16 protein-coding genes and 1 pseudogene are annotated in these 18,987 nt (G+C 63.2%); 7 read left to right on the top strand and 10 right to left on the bottom strand.

Annotated features, from left to right (window positions below; all coding sequences use genetic code 11):
* Window positions 1-93 precede the first annotated feature (93 nt).
* From doeB to HB778_RS22025, 10 genes and pseudogenes are all read right to left on the bottom strand, one after another.
* Window positions 94-1,095: a N(2)-acetyl-L-2,4-diaminobutanoate deacetylase DoeB gene (gene doeB, locus HB778_RS22070; RefSeq protein ID WP_183456938.1), complete on the bottom strand. Its 1,002-nt coding sequence runs from the start codon at window positions 1,093-1,095 to the stop codon at window positions 94-96.
* Window positions 1,096-1,100: 5 nt separating this feature from the next.
* Window positions 1,101-2,278 (bottom strand): annotated as a pseudogene (doeA, locus tag HB778_RS22065) (ectoine hydrolase DoeA).
* A 29-nt stretch (window positions 2,279-2,307) separates the two neighbouring features.
* A complete protein-coding gene (locus HB778_RS22060; protein ID WP_183456936.1) occupies window positions 2,308-3,300 on the bottom strand; it encodes a cyclodeaminase in 993 nt (330 codons plus the stop codon).
* The gene (gene eutB / locus HB778_RS22055) at window positions 3,297-4,283 is read right to left on the bottom strand and encodes a hydroxyectoine utilization dehydratase EutB (protein ID WP_183456934.1); all 987 of its coding nucleotides are present in this window, start codon (window positions 4,281-4,283) and stop codon (window positions 3,297-3,299) included. Before eutB ends, HB778_RS22060 begins: the two co-directional genes overlap by 4 nt.
* 5 nt (window positions 4,284-4,288) lie before the next feature.
* Window positions 4,289-5,068 carry an ectoine utilization protein EutA gene (eutA, locus tag HB778_RS22050; RefSeq protein WP_183456932.1) on the bottom strand — a complete coding sequence of 260 codons (780 nt, stop codon included), beginning with the start codon at window positions 5,066-5,068 and terminating at the stop codon, window positions 4,289-4,291.
* Window positions 5,069-5,071: 3 nt separating this feature from the next.
* Window positions 5,072-5,731, bottom strand: a complete 660-nt coding sequence (gene ehuD, locus HB778_RS22045) for an ectoine/hydroxyectoine ABC transporter permease subunit EhuD (RefSeq protein WP_183456930.1) — start codon at window positions 5,729-5,731, stop codon at window positions 5,072-5,074.
* Window positions 5,731-6,390: an ectoine/hydroxyectoine ABC transporter permease subunit EhuC gene (gene ehuC, locus HB778_RS22040; protein WP_183456928.1), complete on the bottom strand. Its 660-nt coding sequence runs from the start codon at window positions 6,388-6,390 to the stop codon at window positions 5,731-5,733. The genes ehuD and ehuC overlap by 1 nt, the downstream gene beginning before the upstream one ends.
* A gap of 171 nt (window positions 6,391-6,561) precedes the next feature.
* Window positions 6,562-7,413, bottom strand: coding sequence for an ectoine/hydroxyectoine ABC transporter substrate-binding protein EhuB (ehuB, locus tag HB778_RS22035; RefSeq protein WP_183456926.1), 852 nt, complete (start codon window positions 7,411-7,413; stop codon window positions 6,562-6,564).
* 83 nt (window positions 7,414-7,496) lie between these two features.
* Window positions 7,497-8,288, bottom strand: coding sequence for an ectoine/hydroxyectoine ABC transporter ATP-binding protein EhuA (gene ehuA / locus HB778_RS22030; protein ID WP_280515922.1), 792 nt, complete (start codon window positions 8,286-8,288; stop codon window positions 7,497-7,499).
* A gap of 125 nt (window positions 8,289-8,413) precedes the next feature.
* Window positions 8,414-9,799 (bottom strand): PLP-dependent aminotransferase family protein, encoded by a 1,386-nt coding sequence (locus HB778_RS22025; protein ID WP_183456924.1) that lies wholly within the window; start codon window positions 9,797-9,799, stop codon window positions 8,414-8,416.
* Between the two features lie 83 nt (window positions 9,800-9,882).
* Here HB778_RS22025 and HB778_RS22020 point away from each other — a divergent pair, with 83 nt between their 5' ends.
* The 7 genes from HB778_RS22020 to HB778_RS21990 all read left to right on the top strand — a co-directional run bounded on the left by HB778_RS22020 (window position 9,883) and on the right by HB778_RS21990 (window position 18,976).
* Window positions 9,883-10,374, top strand: a complete 492-nt coding sequence (locus HB778_RS22020; protein ID WP_183456922.1) for an Lrp/AsnC family transcriptional regulator — start codon at window positions 9,883-9,885, stop codon at window positions 10,372-10,374.
* Between the two features lie 130 nt (window positions 10,375-10,504).
* Window positions 10,505-11,998, top strand: coding sequence for an NAD-dependent succinate-semialdehyde dehydrogenase (locus HB778_RS22015; RefSeq protein WP_183456920.1), 1,494 nt, complete (start codon window positions 10,505-10,507; stop codon window positions 11,996-11,998).
* A 33-nt stretch (window positions 11,999-12,031) separates the two neighbouring features.
* Entirely contained in the window at window positions 12,032-13,411 is a 1,380-nt protein-coding gene (locus HB778_RS22010) for an aspartate aminotransferase family protein (protein ID WP_183456919.1), read from the top strand.
* Between the two features lie 8 nt (window positions 13,412-13,419).
* Window positions 13,420-14,523, top strand: coding sequence for an alcohol dehydrogenase family protein (locus HB778_RS22005; RefSeq protein ID WP_183456918.1), 1,104 nt, complete (start codon window positions 13,420-13,422; stop codon window positions 14,521-14,523).
* Between the two features lie 141 nt (window positions 14,524-14,664).
* Window positions 14,665-16,161, top strand: coding sequence for an HAL/PAL/TAL family ammonia-lyase (locus tag HB778_RS22000; RefSeq protein WP_183456917.1), 1,497 nt, complete (start codon window positions 14,665-14,667; stop codon window positions 16,159-16,161).
* Window positions 16,162-16,563: 402 nt separating this feature from the next.
* Window positions 16,564-17,841 (top strand): pentapeptide repeat-containing protein, encoded by a 1,278-nt coding sequence (locus HB778_RS21995; protein WP_183456916.1) that lies wholly within the window; start codon window positions 16,564-16,566, stop codon window positions 17,839-17,841.
* Between the two features lie 73 nt (window positions 17,842-17,914).
* Complete coding sequence (locus HB778_RS21990) at window positions 17,915-18,976, top strand: alpha/beta hydrolase (protein ID WP_183456915.1); 1,062 nt, start codon at window positions 17,915-17,917, stop codon at window positions 18,974-18,976.
* Window positions 18,977-18,987: the final 11 nt, after the last annotated feature.

Below are 18,987 nucleotides of genomic sequence, written 5' to 3'. Positions count from 1 at the left end.
CTCCCACCTCGGATGGCATCAGCCTAGTGGAAAAGCATCGAGGATATAAGTATCCTCGTGTCCAGGATTGGGCTTGGCCGGGAACCGCTTTGATCAATCGACTTCGACGGCAACCACCGCCGCGCAGTCTCCAGCCTTGACCAGTCCGGGGAAATGGCGCGCCGCCAGCATGCCCGACATCTTTGCCCGTATCTCCTGCGGGGCGATGCCGGTGCGGCCGGTGGAATGGATGCGGGCCAGTACCGCACCTTCTTTGACAGGCTCACCGAGATCGACCATAGTTTCGATCATGCCGTCGTCCTCGGCGAAGGAGAAGCAATCGCCCGACGGCATGTCGAGCCATTGAGTTCGAGTCTTCTCGACCGCACCATCGACAATGCCGGCATGGCGCAACACATTGAGAATGCCGCGCCGCGCGATGCGCACGGTCTGCGCACGCGAGGTGCCACCACCGCCAAGCTCGGTGCTGACAAAAACCTTGCCCATTTCCTCGGCTGCCGTGTCGTACATGCCAACGGAATCGATCTCGATCATGCGCATCGAGAAGGGCGCCGAGAATGCCGCCACCGCGTCGAAGGCTTTCTGCTCCAGCGCCTTGTCGGGCAGCGTGTGGGCCGCGCAGAAGGGCACGAAGTCCAGCGTCTTTCCCCCGGAGTGAAAGTCGAAGACGATGTCGGCGCTGGGCAGCAATTCGCGCTGGAAATAATCGGCGATCTTTTCCGTCACCGTTCCGTCCGGGCGGCCGGGAAAGCTGCGGTTCATGTTGCCCTTGTCGATCGGCGAGGTCCGCGTGCCGGCGCGGAAGGCCGGATAGTTCATCGCCGGCACGATGATCACGCTGCCGCTGACGTGCTTGGGATCGAGCGTGCGGGCGAGATCGTAGAGCGCCAGCGGCCCCTCATACTCGTCACCATGATTGCCGCCGGACAGCAGCGCCGTCGGCCCTTTGCCGTTGCGGATGACGCAGATCGGGATCATCACCGAACCCCAGGCCGAGTCGTCGCGACTGTAAGGCAAGCGCAGGAAACCATGCTGGACGCCGTCACGATCGAATTCGACGGTCGGCGCGATCGGCGACGGGCGGAGGCTGGACATCGGGCTCAATTCTTCACCACCAGTTTGCGCGGCACATTGGCCAGGCACTCTACACCGGTTTCGGTGATCAGGATGGACTCGGTGATCTCCAGCCCCATCGTTTCCAGCCAGAGGCCGGTCATGAAATGGAAGGTCATGCCGGGCTTGAGCTCGGTGCGGTCGCCGGGGCGCAGGCTCATCGTGCGTTCGCCCCAGTCCGGCGGATAGGAAAGACCGATCGAATAGCCGGTGCGGTTGTCCTTGACGATGCCGTATTTCTTCAGGACGGCGAAGAAGGCATTGGCGATGTCCTCGCAAGCGTTGCCGGGCTTTGCGGCAGCAAGCCCCGCCTCCATGCCTTCCAGGGTGGCCTTCTCGGCATCGAGGAATTCCTGCGTCGGCTTGCCGAGAAAGACGGTGCGCGACAGCGGGCAGTGGTAGCGGTTGTAGCAGCCGGCGATCTCGAAGAAGGTGCCCTCGCCCCGCTTCATCGGCTGGTCGTCCCAGGTCAGGTGCGGCGCCGAGGCATCCGCGCCGGACGGCAGCAGCGGTACGATCGCCGGATAGTCGCCGCCAATACCGTCGACGCCGCGCGTGCCGGCATCGTAGATCTCGGCGACGAGATCGCATTTGCGCATGCCGATCTCTATCCTGTCGACGATGCGCTGGTGCATGGCTTCGACGATACGGGCGGCCTTGCGCATGTAGTCGATCTCGGTCGGGCTCTTTACCGCGCGCTGCCAGTTGACCAGCGCGGTGGCGTCGACAAAGCGGGCGTTGGGCAGATGTTTTTGCAGCGAAGCGAATGCAGCGGCGGAAAACCAGTAATTGTCCATCTCGACGCCGATGGTGAGCTTGCCCCAGCCGCGATCGGCAAGCACGCTGGACAAGAAATCCATCGGGTGGCGCTCCGTCGACTGCACGTAGTGGTCGGCGTAGCCGACGATGTTGTCATGCGCGAGATAGGCGGTGCGCTTAGCGCCGTTGGCGTCCTGGCGCGGCCGTACCAGACCGGCTCACCTGAGGGCGGCACGATGACCGCCTGATGCACGTAGAACGACCAGCCATCATAACCGGTCAGCCAGGCCATGTTGGAGGGATCGCTTACGATCAACAGATCGACGCCCTTCGCCGCCATGGCTTGCCGCGTCTTGGCGAGGCGATCCGCAAATTCGCCGCGCGAGAATTTCAGGTTTGGTTGCATTGTTCTTGGTCCTTGTTTTGCGGCCAGCATCAGCTTTCAAAGATGGTTCCGGCATTGGCAGCGCGAGCCCGGTCGCGGGCGAGCGTCGCAATCGCCGTGTCCTGCACGCCGGTGCCGGTCAGGTCGGCGATGGTGATATCGCTGGCCGAGCGCCGGCCGTGTTTTGCGCCGGCGATGATCTGGCCGAGCTCAGTCACCTCGGCATCTGCAGCCATCACTCCTGCAGCGACGGCATGGTGCAGTTCACCAAGGCGCCGCGTTTGGCGGGCGCTGTCGGCGACATAGAGATCGGCCATGCGCAGGATCGCCGACGCAATCTCGTTCTTGTGCTCGGCATCCGAGCCCATGGCGGTGATGTGCTGGCCGGCGGCGACGAAGCCGGCCTTGATCAGCGGCTCGGTCGACGGCGTCGTGGTGACGATGATGTCAGCGCCGGCAGCCGCCTTTGCCGCCTCGGGTTCCGCGCGCACGACGATGCCAAGTTTCTCACGCAAGCGGGCAGCAGTGGCTTCGGCCTTGGCGGCGTCGCGCGCCCAGATTCGCGCCTCGGCGATCGGCCTGACAAGGCGCAGTGCTTCCAATTGCAGACCTGCCTGCAAACCTGCGCCGAAGATTGCCGCTACGGTGGAGTCTTCGCGCGACAGATGCTTCGCCGCGACCGCGCCTGCCGCTGCGGTGCGGACATCGGTCAGGTAGCCATTGTCGAGCAGCAGCGCCTCGACCACACCGGTCTTTGCCGAAAGCAGCACCATCATGCCGCCACCGCTCGGCAGGCCGAGCTTTGGATTGTCGAAGAAGCCGGAGCTGATCTTAACGGCAAAGCAGTCGATACCGGGTACGTAAGCGGACTTTACGTCGACTTCGCCGCGATGCTCGGGGATGTCGAGGCGCAGGATCGGCGGCATCGCCACCGGCAAGGTGGCCAGTGCGCGAAAGGCGTTCTCGACGCAAGCGACCGCGTCGAGATCGAGCGTCACGATCTCACGCAATTCTCTCTCGGTCAGTATCGTCATACGGCTCATGCGGCGCGCTCCCCAATTGCCTCGCCGCAGACGATCCTGCGATGTGCGTTCATGTCGATGTTGCGGCCCGAGAGAAGTACGACCACCGGCCCGCTCGCCTTGACCTTGCCGGTGAGCAGCGCGGCGATGCCCACTGCGCCGGCGCCCTCGACGATCTCGCGCTCCTCAGCGTAGGCATGGTGGATGCCGGCGGTGATCTCGTCCTCGCTCAGCAGGATGACATCGTCGAGCAGGTCGCGGCACATGGCGAAAGTCAGCCTGTTGTCGAGGCCGATGCCGCCACCGAGCGAATCCGCCAGCGTCGGCAGTTCTTCCACGGGCACTGGCATGCCGGCATCGAGGCTTGCCTTCATCGCTGCGCCACGCGCCATCGAAACGCCAATGATTTTTGTGCCGGGGTTGACGCCCTTGACGGCGGCAGCGACGCCGGAGGCCAGCCCGCCGCCGGAGAGCTGCACCAGGATGAGAGCAGCGTCCGGAACCTGCTCGATCATCTCCAGCCCGAGCGTGCCTTGCCCGGCGATGATGGCCGGATGGTCGAAGGGCGGCAACATCACCAGCCCCTCCTCCGCCACCAAGCGCTCGACCTCCTGCTGCGCGTCGTCCTGGCTGTTGCCGACAATGCGGATTTCGGCGCCAAGTCGGCGGATTTCGTCGAGCTTGTTCTGGGGCACCAGGCGCGACATGCAGATCACCGCGCGCATGCCTTCGAGCTTCGCGGCATGCGCCAGCGCCCGGCCGTGATTGCCGGTCGACGCCGCGACCACGCCGCGCGCCTTCTCTTCCGCGCTCAATGAGGCGACGGCATTCGAGGCGCCGCGCAGCTTGAAGCTGCCGGTGGTCTGGCGGTGTTCGAGCTTGAGATGGACGGGGGTGCCCAATTGTTCTGACAAATTCTGGGAAAGCACAGTTGGCGTGCGCTCGACCTTGCCGGCAATGCGCTCACGCGCGGCTCGGATATCGCTAAGAGTGACGGTCGCCATGATCGTCAATCGCGAGGCAAAGGCAGCGTCATCAGACGGCCGAATTCGGGGTGGGCCGTCTCGTCGCCGCACAGCCGCAGGCAATTCCAGGCGCTGGCCTGGTTGCTGGTCACAACCGGGCGATCGATCGCCTGTTCCATGCCGGTGACCGCGAGCGCACCGCGCAGCGCCGTGCAGGACACGAACAGCGCTTGGGCCTGCGGGTGGGTCGCCTGACGCGCGAGATCGACAAGCGTCGCCGGGGCGATACGCGCCATCTCGCGATCATCCTCGAAATCCAGACAGGTAAAGCTGGCGATCTCGAAACCGCGTGCCGCGAAATAGGCTGCCATCGGCCTGGAGGTTTCGACCGTGTAAGGGGTGAGGATGCTGATCCTTTTCGCACCCAGCGCCTTCAGCCCGCGCACGCCCGCCATCGGCGGCGTGACGACGGGAATGTCGGGCTTGACCGCCTGGATCGCCGCCTCGATCTCGGCATCGCCGATCACCACGGATGCCGAGGTGCAGGAATAGCAGATGGCGTCGAGTGGCTCGTCCGGAAGGATCAGCGCCGCGCCCGCGGTCAGCGCCGGCTGCATCTTGCGCAGATTGTCAGGCGTTGTCGGGTTGGCGTAAGGAATGCGCGCGACATAGACGCCGATGCGCTCGCTCGCCACCATGCGGCGAAAGTCGGGTTCGCTGGTGTGATCGGTGGCAAGGATGATCAGGCCGATGCGCTTGTTGAGCGGACGGTCATCGAGTGCTGGCTGGTTGGGCGCAACCTTGATCTCAGGCAAAGGTTTCACGGATTACCTCTCGATCTTGCCGTAGCGGCGTTCCAGCCAGCGCAGCAACACGACCGAGCAAAGACTGATGGCGAGGAAGAACGCGCCGACCAGCGTGATCGGCTCGATATAGCGGTAGTAGGTGTTGGCGACGCTCTTCGCCTGGTTCATCAGCTCCAGCACGGTGATCGCCGAGAGCAACGGCGTCTCCTTGAACATGGCGATGAAATAGTTGGCCAGCGCCGGGATCATCGGCGGAATGGCCTGCGGAATGATGATGTGCGTCCAGGTCTGCGTGGCGCTGAGATTGCAGGCCTTGGCGGCCTCCCACTGACCACGCGGTACATTGTCGATGCCGGCGCGGTAGACCTCGGCCGTGTAGGTGCCGTAGTGCAAGCCAAGCCCGATGACACCGGCGACCAGCGGCGGCAGAAGAATGCCGATGTCGGGCAGCACGTAGAAGATGAAATAGAGCTGCACCAGAAGCGGTGTGCCGCGAATGAATTCGGCCGCCCAGCCGACGGTGCCCGACAGCGCCTTGTTGGGCGAGCGGCGTGCGAGCGCAATGCCCAACCCGACAATCGCCGCCAGCACCGAACCGAGCAGCGTCGCCAGGATGGTGATCTTCACCCCCTGGATCAGCGTCGGCAGGATCTGCCGGACAAAATCCCAGTCCCATTCCATCAGGCGCGCACCCCATCGAGGCCGCGTGCCATGCGGCGCTCCAGCGAGCGCACACCCCATGAAATGAGCAGCGCCAGGATGAAATAGATGACCAGGATGGTGGTGAACGGCACCATGGTGTTGCCGGTCTGGGCACGCACGACCTGCGCCTGGAAGGTCAGGTCGGCGAGCGAGATCAGCGAGACGACCGATGTGGCCTTGAGCAGTTCGATGGCGTTGTTGCCGAAGGTCGGCAGCATCACCAGAAATGCTTGCGGCAGGATGACATGGCGCATGCCTTGCCAGCGGCCGAGATTGAGCGCGATGCAGGCCTCGTGCTGTTCGCGCCCGATCGATTGCACGGCGCCGCGCACCACTTCGGCGGCATAGGCGCCGACATTCAGGCCCAGTGCCAGCACGCCGGCTTGCAGTGGCGTCAGTTCAAGGCCAATCAGCGGCAGCACGAAATAGGCGAAGAACAGCTGCACGAAGATCGAGGTGCCGCGGAAGAATTCGATATAGGCGGTGGCCAGCGCCCTCAGCGCGAAGAAGCGCGACAGCCGCCCCATGCCGGCAAGAAAGGCCATGATCAGGGCAAGCACCGATCCCATCAGCGTCAGCTCGATGGTGACAAGCGCTCCCTGCACTATCAGGCCGAGATAGCCGGACCACTGGGTCATTCGATTAGAGGTTCCAACGTTGGCGGTTAGCTTCCTTCTCCCCGTTCCACGGGGAGAAGATGCCGGCAGGCAGATGAGGGGCAGCGCTAGCATGGCAGAACTTGGCGCTGCCCCTCGTCCGTCACTTCGTGACACCTTCTCCCCGTGAACGGGGAGAAGGAAAAAGAGGCGCTACTTCGCCGAGCAGAGCTTGTCGCGCGTTGTCGACATCGCGGCGGCGGCCGAGAAGCCGTAGGGCTCGATGATTTTGGCGAACTCGCCCGACTTCTTCATCTTGGCAAGTTCGACGTCATAGGCATCGCGCAGCGCCTCGTCGCCCTTCTTGAAGGCGGCGCCGTCGCAATAGACCGGGGCGCCCTGCACCGGCGCGATGACTTCGAGGTTCGGATCGGCGGCCTTCTTCATCAGATCGTTGATCGACAGGACCGGCAGCGAGTAGGCGTCGATGCGGCCGTCCTGCACCATCTTCAGGCCGCTCTGGCCATCCGGCACGACGATGACACGCTCGCGCGGCACGCCGGCATTGAGGGCCAGCTTCTCCTCGGTGCCGCCGCCGGGCGCGCCGATCGTGGCTGTCGTGTCCTTGGCGACATCCTCGTAGCTCTTGAAACCTTTCGGATTGCCCTTCTTCACCAGCATCGCCTCGGCGTCGCACAGCACCGGTTCGGAATAGGCGACAGCCGCGCAACGTTCCGGCTTCATGAACAGGCCGGCGGTGACGACGTCGAAACGGCCGGCCTTCAGGCCGGGGATCATCGCGCCATATTCGGAGATCGAGGCGACGATGTCGCTAACTCCGAGGCGCTTGAAGATCTCGCGCGCCACGTCGGGTGCCGCGCCCGAAACCTTGCCGTCGGCGGCGACGGCCGTGTAGGGCGGCTCGTTGGCGATGGCGACGCGGGCGAAGCCCTGTGCCTTCAACTGCTCGAGTTTGCTGTCGTCGGCCGAACCCGCGGTCGAGGCGGCCAGCACCGCCGTCAATGCAAGGCCGGCGACGCCGGCCAGAATGCCAAGTTTCTTCATTGTTCCCAACTCCTTGTTTCTTGTCTTGGTTTTGGCTTCTTGCCTTGGTTTGTCTGGGGCGATCTTCCGCCCCCGCAAAGCGGTCAGACGCGATGTCCGGCCGCGATGATCTTCTTCAGGAAGCCTTGCGTGCGCTCCTGCTTGGGATTGCGGAAAATCTCGTCGGGTTTGCCTTCCTCGACGATCTTGCCGCGATCGAAGAACAGCACCCGGTCGGCGAAGTCGTGGGCGAACCCCATCTCGTGGGTGACCAGCAGCATGGTCATGTCGGTCTCGGCGCAGAGCCGCCATAGGACGTTGAGCACTTCCTCGACCAGTTCCGGGTCGAGCGCCGACGTCACCTCGTCGAACAGCATGATCTTGGGCTGCAGAGCGAGCGCGCGGGCGATAGCGACGCGCTGTTTTTGACCGCCCGACAGCTGCGCCGGCATCGCCTTGGCCTTGTCGGCCATGCCGACCATGTCGAGCAGTTCCATCGCCCGCTTCTCGGCGGCAGCGCGCGGCGTGCCGTTGGTCAGCATCGGCGCCAGCGTCACATTGTCGATGACGCTCTTGTGCGGAAACAGGTTGAACAGCTGGAAGACCATGCCGATCTTCTGCCGCATCCTGGCCAGATGCCGCTCGTCGGCCGGCAGCAGCTGGCCATTGCGCTCCATGTGGTAGAGCTGCTCGCCCTCGATCTGGATGTGGCCGCCATCGATGCGCTCCAGCGTCATCAGGATGCGCAAGATGGTCGTCTTGCCCGAACCGGACGGGCCGATCAGCGCCAGCTTCTCGCGCGGCATGACCTGCATCGACAGGCCGTCGAGCACCTTGAAGCTGCCAAAGCTCTTCGAGATGCCGTCGATCTTGATGATGGGCGCGGTGGCGGACAAATGAATTTCCCCGTGCTGGAGAAGCCTGTGCCCTTAACGATGCGGAACGCGCCAAATCATGTCAATTGGGAAAATAATATCATGACAATTATTCTGATTCCGCACAATTTCGAAGCACAGTTGGCTCAAATCGCCAGCAGCAGGTGCTCCGGATCGCCAAGCAAGAGCTTGGTGACAACGCCGAGGCCGGCGCGCAGTTCCCCCTCGGTGGTCGAACCCAGCGAGATGCGCACCGCCGGATGCCAGGGCGCATCCGAAATGCGGAAGGAGGTGCCCGGCGCGATCGCGACGCCCTGCAGCCGGGCCTGGGCGACAAAGCCCTCCTCGGCACGGTCGTCGGGCAGTTGCAGCCAGACATGCAGCCCGTCGCGCCGGGCGCGATAGTCGATCCCTGCCAACACCTCGGCGGCGATGTCCTGCCGCCGCCGAAGTGCGGCGCGCTGCCAGCGCACGAGCTCCATCGCCGTGCCGTCGGCCACCCATTTGGTGGCGATCTCGGCCACCAGCGGTGTTGCCATCCAGTTGGAGACCAGATGCCGGTTGGCCACTGCCGCGACATAACGGTCGGGCGCGGCGAGGTAGCCGATGCGCAGGCCAGGCACGGTGATCTTGGTGAAGGAGGTGACGTAGAGCGTGCGTTCCGGGGCGAAGGCCGCGACCGGCGGCGGCCGGTCCTCGACCAGCGGCCCCAGCACATCGTTCTCGATGATGGCGATGTCGTGCTTGCGTGCAACGGCAGCGATTTCTTCGCGCCGCCGCGCATCCATCAGCGTTGCCGTGGGGTTGATCACCGAGGGCTGCACGAACACCGCGCGGATGTCTGACAGCCGGCAGGCCTCGTCCAGCGCCTCCGGGATCAGGCCGTTGTCGTCGATCGGCAAGCCTTCGAGGTTGAAGCCGAGATAGCGCGCCAGTGGCACCAGCGTGTGATGGCCGATCGCCTCGGTGGCAACTGTCGAGCCCGGTGGCGCCACGCTCATCAGCGCCACCGTCATGCCGGCGGTGGCGCCGTTGGTCAGGCTGATGTTCTGCGCCGAGGCATCGAGCCCGCACAGTTTCAGCCAGTCGACCGCCACGGCGCGGTGGCGCGGGAACACCATGTTGGGCCGGAAGGACAGCGCCGAACTCGAGGGAAGATTCTCGGCCAGCCAGCCCAGCGCCTGCTTCAGCCGCTCCAGATGCATCGGCTCGCAGACCGGCTTCAGGATGGAGAGGTCGATGACCTCGCCGAGACGCTCGGGCAGATAGGGCGGCTCCGGCTCGCGGCGCTGCGTCTGGACGAAGCTGCCACGGCCGATCTCGCCCGAAATCAGGCCGCGGCGGATCAATTCCTCATAGGCGCGGCTGACCGTCTGCACCGACAGCTTGAGATCGTCGGCCAGCCGGCGATGCGTCGGCAGGCGTGCGCCATTGGCGAGGCGCCCGTCATGGATGGCGCGCGCGAACTGGTCGGCCAGCGATTGATAGGCTGGCCGCCGGATGAGCGCGGGATCGGGTTGCCACAATGTCATGACTTATTAGAGATCGAAATCAGTGCAATTGACAATCGAAATAATGCGCCCTCATGGTACTGTGGACGAAAAAGTGGGCGCTGATGACTGCTGCGAAACTCGACGCGATCGACCTCAAAATCCTCGACGCCATCCAGCGCGACGGACGCATCACCAAGCTGGCGCTGGCCGAGCAGGTCGGCCTGTCGCCGACCCCATGCTGGATGCGGCTGCGCAAGCTCGAGAAGGCCGGCATCGTTTCGGGTTATCACGCCCGCATCGCCATGCGCGTCGTGGCACCGGTCGCCACTGTGCTGATGGAGGTAACGCTGGCCACCCATCGCCAGGCCGATTTCGACCGCTTCGAGCGCGTCATTCGCGACATTCCCGAGATCGTCGCCTGTTGGTCGGTGGGCGGCGGCGTCGATTATGTGCTGAAGGTGATGGCGCGCGACATCGATGCCTACCAGCGGCTGGTCGACGGCTTGCTCGAGCGCGAGATCGGCATCGACCGCTACTTCACCTACATCGTCATCAAGACGGTGAAGGACGATATCGCGCTGCCCATAGCCGACTTGTTGCCCGCGTCGCCGTAGCGGCGGAGAGATCGTCTGCCCGATCGGTGCAATAGAGAGAAACTCTCTACCAGCGTGCGCCCAAACAGCCTCTCTGTCTGTCCGCGATGGCTAGTCTCCCAGCATCAGACCGAACCGGGAGGCTTCGACCATGTCCGCGCATTTTGCCCGCTCGCATCGCCACGAGGCGCTCGACCGCCTCGCCGACCGCCGGCTGCTGCGCGAACTCGCCTATGTCGACGGGCATTGGACGGCAAGCGAGGCCGCCGAAAGTTTTGAGGTCACCGACCCCGCGACGGGAAGCACGGTCGCCTTCGTCGCCGCGCTGGATGCGCGGCAAACGACGAAAGCGATCGATGCCGCCGCCCGCGCCTTCCCGGCCTGGCGGTCGCTCCTGCCGCAGGAGCGTTCGAAAATTCTGCGAAAATGGTTCGAGCTGATCATCGCCGCGAAGGACGACCTCGCTTTGCTGATGACGCTGGAACAAGGCAAGCCGCTGCAGGAGTCGCTTGGCGAAATCGATTATGCCGCCTCCTTCGTCGAATGGTATGCGGAGGAAGCAAAACGCCTCAATGCCGAAAGCGTCACCAGCCATCTGCCGAACGCGGAAATGATGGTGCGGCGTGAGCCGCTTGGTGTTGTCGGCGTCGTCACGCCGTGGAATTTTCCCTCCGCCATGCTGACCCGCAAGGCGGCCGCCGCCCTTGCCGCCGGCTGCACCATCGTCGCGCATCCTTCCTCGGAAACGCCGCTGTCAGCGCTGGCGCTGGCCGAGCTTGGTGAGCGCGCCGGATTGCCGGCCGGTGTCTTCAACATCGTCACCGGCAAGGCCGCGACGATCGTCGGGTGCATGTGCGAGGACCCACGCGTCCGCGCCATGAGTTTTACCGGCTCGACCGAGATCGGCAGGCTGATCGCCGCCCAGAGTGCGCCGACGATGAAACGGCTGGTGATGGAACTCGGTGGCCACGCACCGCTGATCGTGTTCACCGACGCGGATCTCGACAAAGCGGTGGGCATCGCCATCGACGCCAAATTCGCCACGTCGGGCCAGGATTGCCTCGCTGCCAACCGCATCTATGTCCAGCGGCCGCTCTACGATCGCTTCTGCGCCGCCTTCGCCAGGCGGATCGAGGCGCTGCGGATCGGCAATGGGCTCGCCGACACGATTGATATCGGGCCGCTGATGCATGAGCGCGCCGTGGCAAAGGTCGAGGAGCAGGTCGCCGACGCCATCGCTCATGGCGCGCGCTGCCTCGCCGGCGGCAAGCGGCATCCGGCCGGGCCATTGTTCTATCAGCCGACACTGCTGGCTGATGTGCCCGACGACGCGCTGATCATGCGCGAGGAAACCTTTGGGCCGGTCGCGGCCGTGACGCCGTTCGACAGCGAGGACGAAGTGATCGTCCGCGCCAACGCCACCGAATATGGCCTCGTTGCCTATGTCGTGACCGAGAATGGCGCGCGCCAGCAGCGCATGGGCCGCGCGCTCGACTACGGCATGGTCGCCATCAACCGCGTCAAGATCACCGGCGCGCCGATACCGTTCGGCGGCGTCAAGCAATCCGGCATCGGCCGCGAAGGCTCGCGCCATGGCCTCGAAGCGTTCACGGATCTGAAGTACCTCTGCCTGGACGTCGCATAGGTCCGTCCGGCCATATCTCAAGGAGTCAAAAGAATGCTCGACCAGTCCAACGAACTCGCCGCCTGGGATCGCGACCACTTCTTCCATCCCTCGACCCATATGGGCACGCATGCGCGGGGTGAATCGCCGACGCGCATCATGGCCGGAGGCGAAGGCGTGACCGTGTGGGACAACAATGGCAAGAAGAGCATCGATGCCTTTGCCGGCCTCTATTGCGTCAATGTCGGCTATGGCCGCCAGAAGATCGCCGATGCCATCGCCGCCCAGGCCAGGAATCTTGCCTACTATCATGCGTATGTCGGCCACGGCACCGAGGCCTCGATCACCCTGGCCAAGATGATCATCGACCGCGCGCCGAAGGGCATGTCGAGGGTTTATTTCGGCCTCTCCGGCTCGGACGCCAACGAAACCAACATCAAGCTGATCTGGTACTACAACAATGTGCTGGGACGGCCGGAGAAGAAGAAGATCATCTCGCGCTGGCGCGGCTATCACGGCTCGGGGGTGATGACCGGGTCGCTGACCGGGCTCGACCTGTTCCACAACGCCTTCGACCTGCCGCGCGCGCCGGTGCTGCACACCGAAGCGCCCTATTATTTCCGCCGCGCCGACCGCTCGATGGGCGAGGAGCAGTTTTCGCAGCATTGCGCCGACAAGCTCGAGGAGATGATCCTGGCCGAGGGCCCCGAAACCGTCGCTGCCTTCATCGGCGAGCCGATCCTCGGCACGGGCGGCATCGTGCCGCCGCCGGCCGGTTATTGGGAGAAGATCCAGGCGGTGCTGAAGAAGTATGACGTGCTGCTGGTCGCCGACGAGGTGGTGACGGGCTTTGGCCGGCTGGGCACCATGTTCGGCTCCGACCACTACGGCATCAAGCCGGATCTCATCACCATCGCCAAGGGCCTGACCTCGGCGTATGCGCCGCTGTCGGGCGTCATCGTCGCCGACAAGATGTGGCAGGTGCTGGTGCAGGGTTCCGACAAGCTCGGGTCGCTCGGCCATGGCTGGACCTATTCGGCGCATCCGATCTGCGTTGCCGCCGGCGTCGCCAATCTCGAACTGATCGATGAGATGGATCTGGTGACCAATGCCAAGGAAATCGGCGCCTATTTCCGTGCTGAGCTCGCCAAGGCCGTCGGCGGCCATAAAAACGTTGGCGACGTGCGCGGCGACGGCATGTTGGCGGCGGTCGAGTTCGTCGCCGACAAGGACGACCGGGTGTTCTTCGACGCCTCGCAGAAGATCGGTCCGCAAGTGGCGACAGCGCTTGCCGCAAGCGGCGTCATCGGCCGCGCCATGCCACAAGGCGACATCCTCGGCTTTGCGCCGCCGCTCTGCCTGACCCGCGAGGAGGCCGACATCGTCGTTTCGAAGACGGCCGATGCGGTGAAGAGCGTGTTTGCCAATCTCTGAGATCGACGATGAATGCCATGACCAGAACCCTCCCCGCCACCATGGCCGCCGTGCTGCTGACCGGGCACGGCGGACCGGACAAGCTCGTCTACCGCACCGATGTGAAAGTGCCCGTGCCTGCCCCGGGTGAAGTGCTGGTCAAGGTCAGCGCCTGCGGGATGAACAACACCGATGTCTGGGTGCGCCAGGGCGCCTATGGTACGGAGGAGGATGCTGCCGCGGTGTCGACCTGGCGACGCCAAGGCAACACGCTGACCTTCCCCCGCATCCAGGGCACCGACACGGTTGGCCATATCGTTGCGGTTGGCGAGGGCGTGTCGCCGGACCGTATCGGCGAACGCGTGATGGTCGATTTCTCCATCTACAACCGCGACGACGATTCGCTCGCCGACATCGACTATATGGGCCATGGCCGCGACGGCGGTTATGCCGAGTATCAGGCGGTGCCGGCTGAGAACGCGCATGTCGTCGACACGGATATGAGCGATGTCGAACTCGCCACCTTCTGCTGCGCCTATCTCACCGGCGAACAGATGCTGGAACGCGCCGGCTTGAAGGCCGGCGAACGCGTGCTGGTCACCGGCGCTTCGGGCGGCGTTGGCTCCGGCATCGTCCAGCTGGCGCGGGCGCGCGGCGCCATTCCCTATGCCGTTGTCGGCAAGGGCAAGGAACAGGCGGTGATCGACATCGGCGCCGAAGCTGTCATCACCCGTGGCGTCGCCGACCTGCCGCAAGCCGTGATTGAAGCGACCGGCGGCCAGCCGATCGACGTCGTAGCCGACCTTGTTGGCGGCGCGATCTTCAACGACCTGCTGCGCATTCTCAGACCTGAGGGGCGCTATACCACCGCCGGTGCGATCGCCGGCCCGGTCGTGCAACTCGATCTCAGGACCATGTATCTCAAGCAGTTGCAGTTGCATGGCTCGAGCCAGGGCACGCGCGCGGATTTCCGCCGCATCGTCGGCTATATCGAGGCAAGAAAGATCCGGCCGCTGGTCGGCGGTGTCTACAGGCTCTCCGACTTCCACCGCGCGCAGGCGGATTTCATTGCCAAGGATTTCGTCGGCAAGCTGGTGGTCGTCCCGGACGCCGTCGCGGAGCGGCCGGCATAGTTTCCTGGCCCCTCGCTTCTGACCACCTTATCGCCGCTGTCCCAATGGGAATGGCTTGCAGTCGTGTCCGCGAGCCGTCACAAACGGCGACGCCCGTAACAATACTGGTCCGGGCATCAGGCCACAGGATACAGGCGAGACATGACAGGCCGAATGATATTGCTCGACGCCAAGCCGCTCGGCGTGGCCGACGTCGCCGAGATCGCACGTCGCAACGCCCGGCTCATGCTGGGCGAGGAAGCGATGCGCCGCATCCGGGCGAGCCGCGCGCTGATCGAGCATCTCACCGGGCTCGGCAAGCCGATGTACGGCGTCACCACGGGCCTCGGCGCCTGTGTCGACACGCCGCTCGCACAGGCGGACCTGATCGCCTTCCAGCACAGCGTACCGCTCAGCCACAGCATGGGCATCGGACCGGCGATGCCGACCGAGGCGGTGCGGGCGATGATGACCGCGCGCATCTCGGGCATGGCCGCCGGTGGCACCGGCACCTCCGAACGCGTGGTCATGGGCCTCGTCGCGGCGCTCAACGCCGGCGTCCATCCGGTGATCCCGACCTGGGGCTCGATCGGCGCGGCCGACCTTGCCCATCTCGGCCATATGGCAAGGTCGCTGCGCGGCGATGGCGAAGCGGAGTTTCAGGGCAGGATCATGCCCTCTGCCGAGGCGCTCGCTCTCGCCGGGCTCGAGCCGCTCGATCTGCGTGAGAAGGACGGTCACGCCATCATCGTCGCCAACAGCCTGTCGACCGGAACCGCGTGCCTGTGCCTCGAAGACGTCGCCCATCTCATCGACTGGGCGCTGGCTGCCGTGGCGCTCAACTATGAGGCGTTTCGCTCCTCCCTCTCCGCAATCGACGAGCAGGCGCTGGCCGCGCGGCCGGCCTTCGGCCAGCGCGAGATCGGCGCCCGGCTGCGCACGGAACTGGCGGGAAGCGGTCTGTGGAAGGACAGAGCGGCACGGCGCTTGCAGGATCCGCTCAGCTATCGCTGCGTGCCGCAGGTCTGGGGCGGCCTGCTCAATGCGTTCGAACAGGCAAGGCTGGCGACCGAGATCGAACTGACCCATTCCGGCGACAATCCCGTGATCCTGGCCGAGGGCGAGCGGGTGATTTCCAACGGCAATTTCGACCTCACGGCGATGACGCTGGCCTTTGAACAGCTCGGCCAGGCGCTCGCGCATTGCGCGGTCGGCACGGCCAATCGCTGCATGAAGCTGATGTCGCCGACGATCGCCGACCTGCCGCGCTTCCTGTCGGCCAGGGGCGGCAGCCGCCAGGGCTATGCGGAACTGCAGAAACCATTGTCAGCGCTGGAAGCCGAAATCCGGCATCTGGCCAACCCGATGTCGCTCAGCCCGCTCGCCGTTTCGGACGGTATCGAGGACCAGTCGTCGATGGCGCCACGCGTCGTGGCCAAGACCGCCGAGATCATCGAGCGCATGCGCTATCTCGTGGCGATGGAGCTGATCTTCGCGGCGACCGGCGTGGAGCTGCGCGGTGTCGTCGACAGCATGGGCGAAGGGCCGCAGCGCACCTTCGCCGCTGTCCGCGCGCTCGTCAGCCCGCTCGACGACGACCGCGAGATGAGTACGGACATGACACGGATGGCGCGAATGGTGGCCGGTCCGCGGTACTGAGCGGCGACCGATCCACCAAGCACGGTGTCGCCGGCACCCGGATCTGCAGGCCGGCGTCACAAACGTCAAGCTAACGACGCCGCTGTCGATATGGCCGTTCCATTCCCTCACGCAGAAAACACCCAGTTGCCCGCCATCTGCTGCCGCATGCCGTCGAAGCGATGCATCAGCAAGAAAGAGATGAGGTGATGCGAAATTGCTTGTCGAAAAGCCAATACCAAATTAAGAATAATAAGTACGTTCTTAGCAAGAAATATGAATCAAAATGCACCTTCTCTCCCTGAAGGGCGCGCACAATATTTATGAGAAAACGGGAAATTTGGTGTAAAATAACCATTTGTATATTGTCAATACTTTGACAACCTTCTAGATGCACATACTGCTAACAAATCGAGTAAATAGATGCCTAATCTACTTTCTATAAGCTTCTTATTTTGGTTTGTATTTGTGGCAATCGTCCTGATTATTATAGCGGCGGCAATTTGGCTGACTGTTCCTCGTTGGATTGCAGCTCGTCTCGCCGTAGGCAGGGATAAGTCCCAGCTCGAAGTCGAAGACGACTATCGCAAGGCCTTGGGGCAGATTATCGGGTTCCCGCTCGCATTGATCGGCGCACTTGCAGCCTCTGTCGCCGCAATTCAAGCATTAAGGACCTACCAGCAGTCGCAGGACGTCGCTTATCAAGATCAATACCGGCGAGGGTTCGAAGCTCTTGGCGCCACAAGCATGGCGACACGGATAGGCGGACTCTATGCTTTAAAAACGCTGATCGACAATGACGGTGCCGCCTCTGCGTCTGGCAGCAAAGGTGACGAGGATCGAGGCTTGATCCTGCTCAGAGCGCTGGCGGCGTTCGCCGTGGAGCAGCCGGCGCAATCGAGCCAGATCGTTCATCCGGATGCGCTGACCGCACTACAAATTGTTGCATTTCGAACTTCGCAAACAGAGACGGGATTTGACTTTCGCACCGGCAAATTTCCTGGCGCCGTTCTCGCGGACGATCCGGCGAAACACTATGCGGCGTTCAGCAACTCGGATTTCTACAATGCCGACCTACACGGCTCCGGATTATACCGAGCAAACTTCAGAGCTGCCAATTTGCGCGAAGCCGATCTGAGTGGCGCAAACCTGGCTGGGGCAAATCTCAATAGCGCCGGGCTGTCTGGGGCGGCTTTCTGCCCAGGTCTTAACTCCGCCGTTCCGGATATGATTCACGCTTACAAGGTGCGCACAGCCGTGAGCTCTGCCCATTTTGACGACAGCTACGGCGAGGAAACCAGGTTTGACGGTGCTGTGTTGGACAGCGCAACTTTTATCCGGTCGAATTTGCATAAACCGTCCTTTGCCAATGCCTTGCTCTACAAAGCCGAATTCGAGCAAGCGCAACTTGAAAATCCTAATTTCTCCGCTGCCGATCTGAAGCATACTTCATTCGAAGGCGCTAAGATCACCGACCCCGTATTCGATGGGGCAGTGCTCATCGATACGAATTTTCGTGGAGCATCCGGAATAACAGAGGAAAGCCTACTCGACGCTCAAGCCGGAACCAAAGCGATTGTCTGTAACGTAATCATGCCCAACGGCAAGATGCTTCCTGGTGACTGTACGGATGCTGAACACAGGCGCGATGATATTCGCGCCATTCAATATGAAACTCCTAAAACTCAATGCACAAAGTAAACTGTCCCCTGGAGGCCAATGAAGGCCGAGCGTCTGTCTGATCTGGCACCCCCGATCCCGTCTGGAGGAACCCATGGCCAACACCTACAAGGTCCATTTCGTCAGCAATCGAAACCCGATCGTGAACAGTCAGGGTCGGATCACCGGTTTTGGTCCCAATCTCAGCCAGGCTCAAGGCGTCGATGTTCGCTACGGAGAGGTCCAGGTGATGGTCACCGGAGCCCCCAAACAGGGCAAGATCGTGCCTGGCACCTTGCTTGTGTACGACGAGAAGATACTCGTCGAGAAAGGCAAGGCTCAAATTCGCGGAAGCGACCAGATGTTTGCTGCGCTTCATCCGGCATTCGTTTCGGCAAAGACGATCATCTTGTTCGCGCACGGCTTCTTCAACACCTTTTCCGACAGCGTCGAGCGTGCGGCGACGATCCTCAGCTTCTACGGAATAGACGCCGAGATCATCGTTTTCAGCTGGCCGTCCGCGGGCACATTGATCGGCTACCAGCATGACCGGGCAACGTCACGACAGAGCGGTCCCGCGTTTGCACGGGTGATCCGCAGGTTGGCATCGGAACTTGCCGGCCTTTCCCCAACCTCACAGCGTCCAACCGTTCACCTGCTCTGTCACAGTATGGGAAACTATATGCTGCGTTTTGGCGTCCAGGCATTGCTGGCACAGCCGCAAGATACAAAACCCGGTGAGACCCAACCGTCCGTACCGGCGACGCATCTTCCGACCATCTTCAATCAGATCATTCTCGCCGCTGCCGACGAAGACTCCGACGCTTTCGACCGTCAGGACAAATTAAAGGCGCTGCCAGACCTCGGGCGTGGCGTTACCGTCTACTACACCCACAAGGATTGGGTGCTGACCTTCCTGAGTGCCGGAATTGAATTCAACGGCCCCCGGCTCGGCGCCGGAGGACCCGACAATATGGCGACCATCAGCGACAAGGTGAGTGCGGTGGACGTGAGCGACGTCGTTCCAACCGAACTCAACATGAATAGCCATCAATATTATCGGCTCTATACGCCGGTGCGCGACGACGAAGTCGCGGTGCTGGCGGGTCAAGCGCCCGACAAGATCCACAACCGGGCTGCGACGGGCGTTCCACACCGGTACCGGATCGAGCCGTGAGAGCTGGACTA

The organism is Mesorhizobium huakuii (assembly GCF_014189455.1).
Lineage (GTDB): Bacteria > Pseudomonadota > Alphaproteobacteria > Rhizobiales > Rhizobiaceae > Mesorhizobium > Mesorhizobium huakuii_A.
The sequence above is the reverse complement of the archived record's forward strand: the minus strand, read 5'-3'. Positions and strand labels throughout refer to the sequence as shown.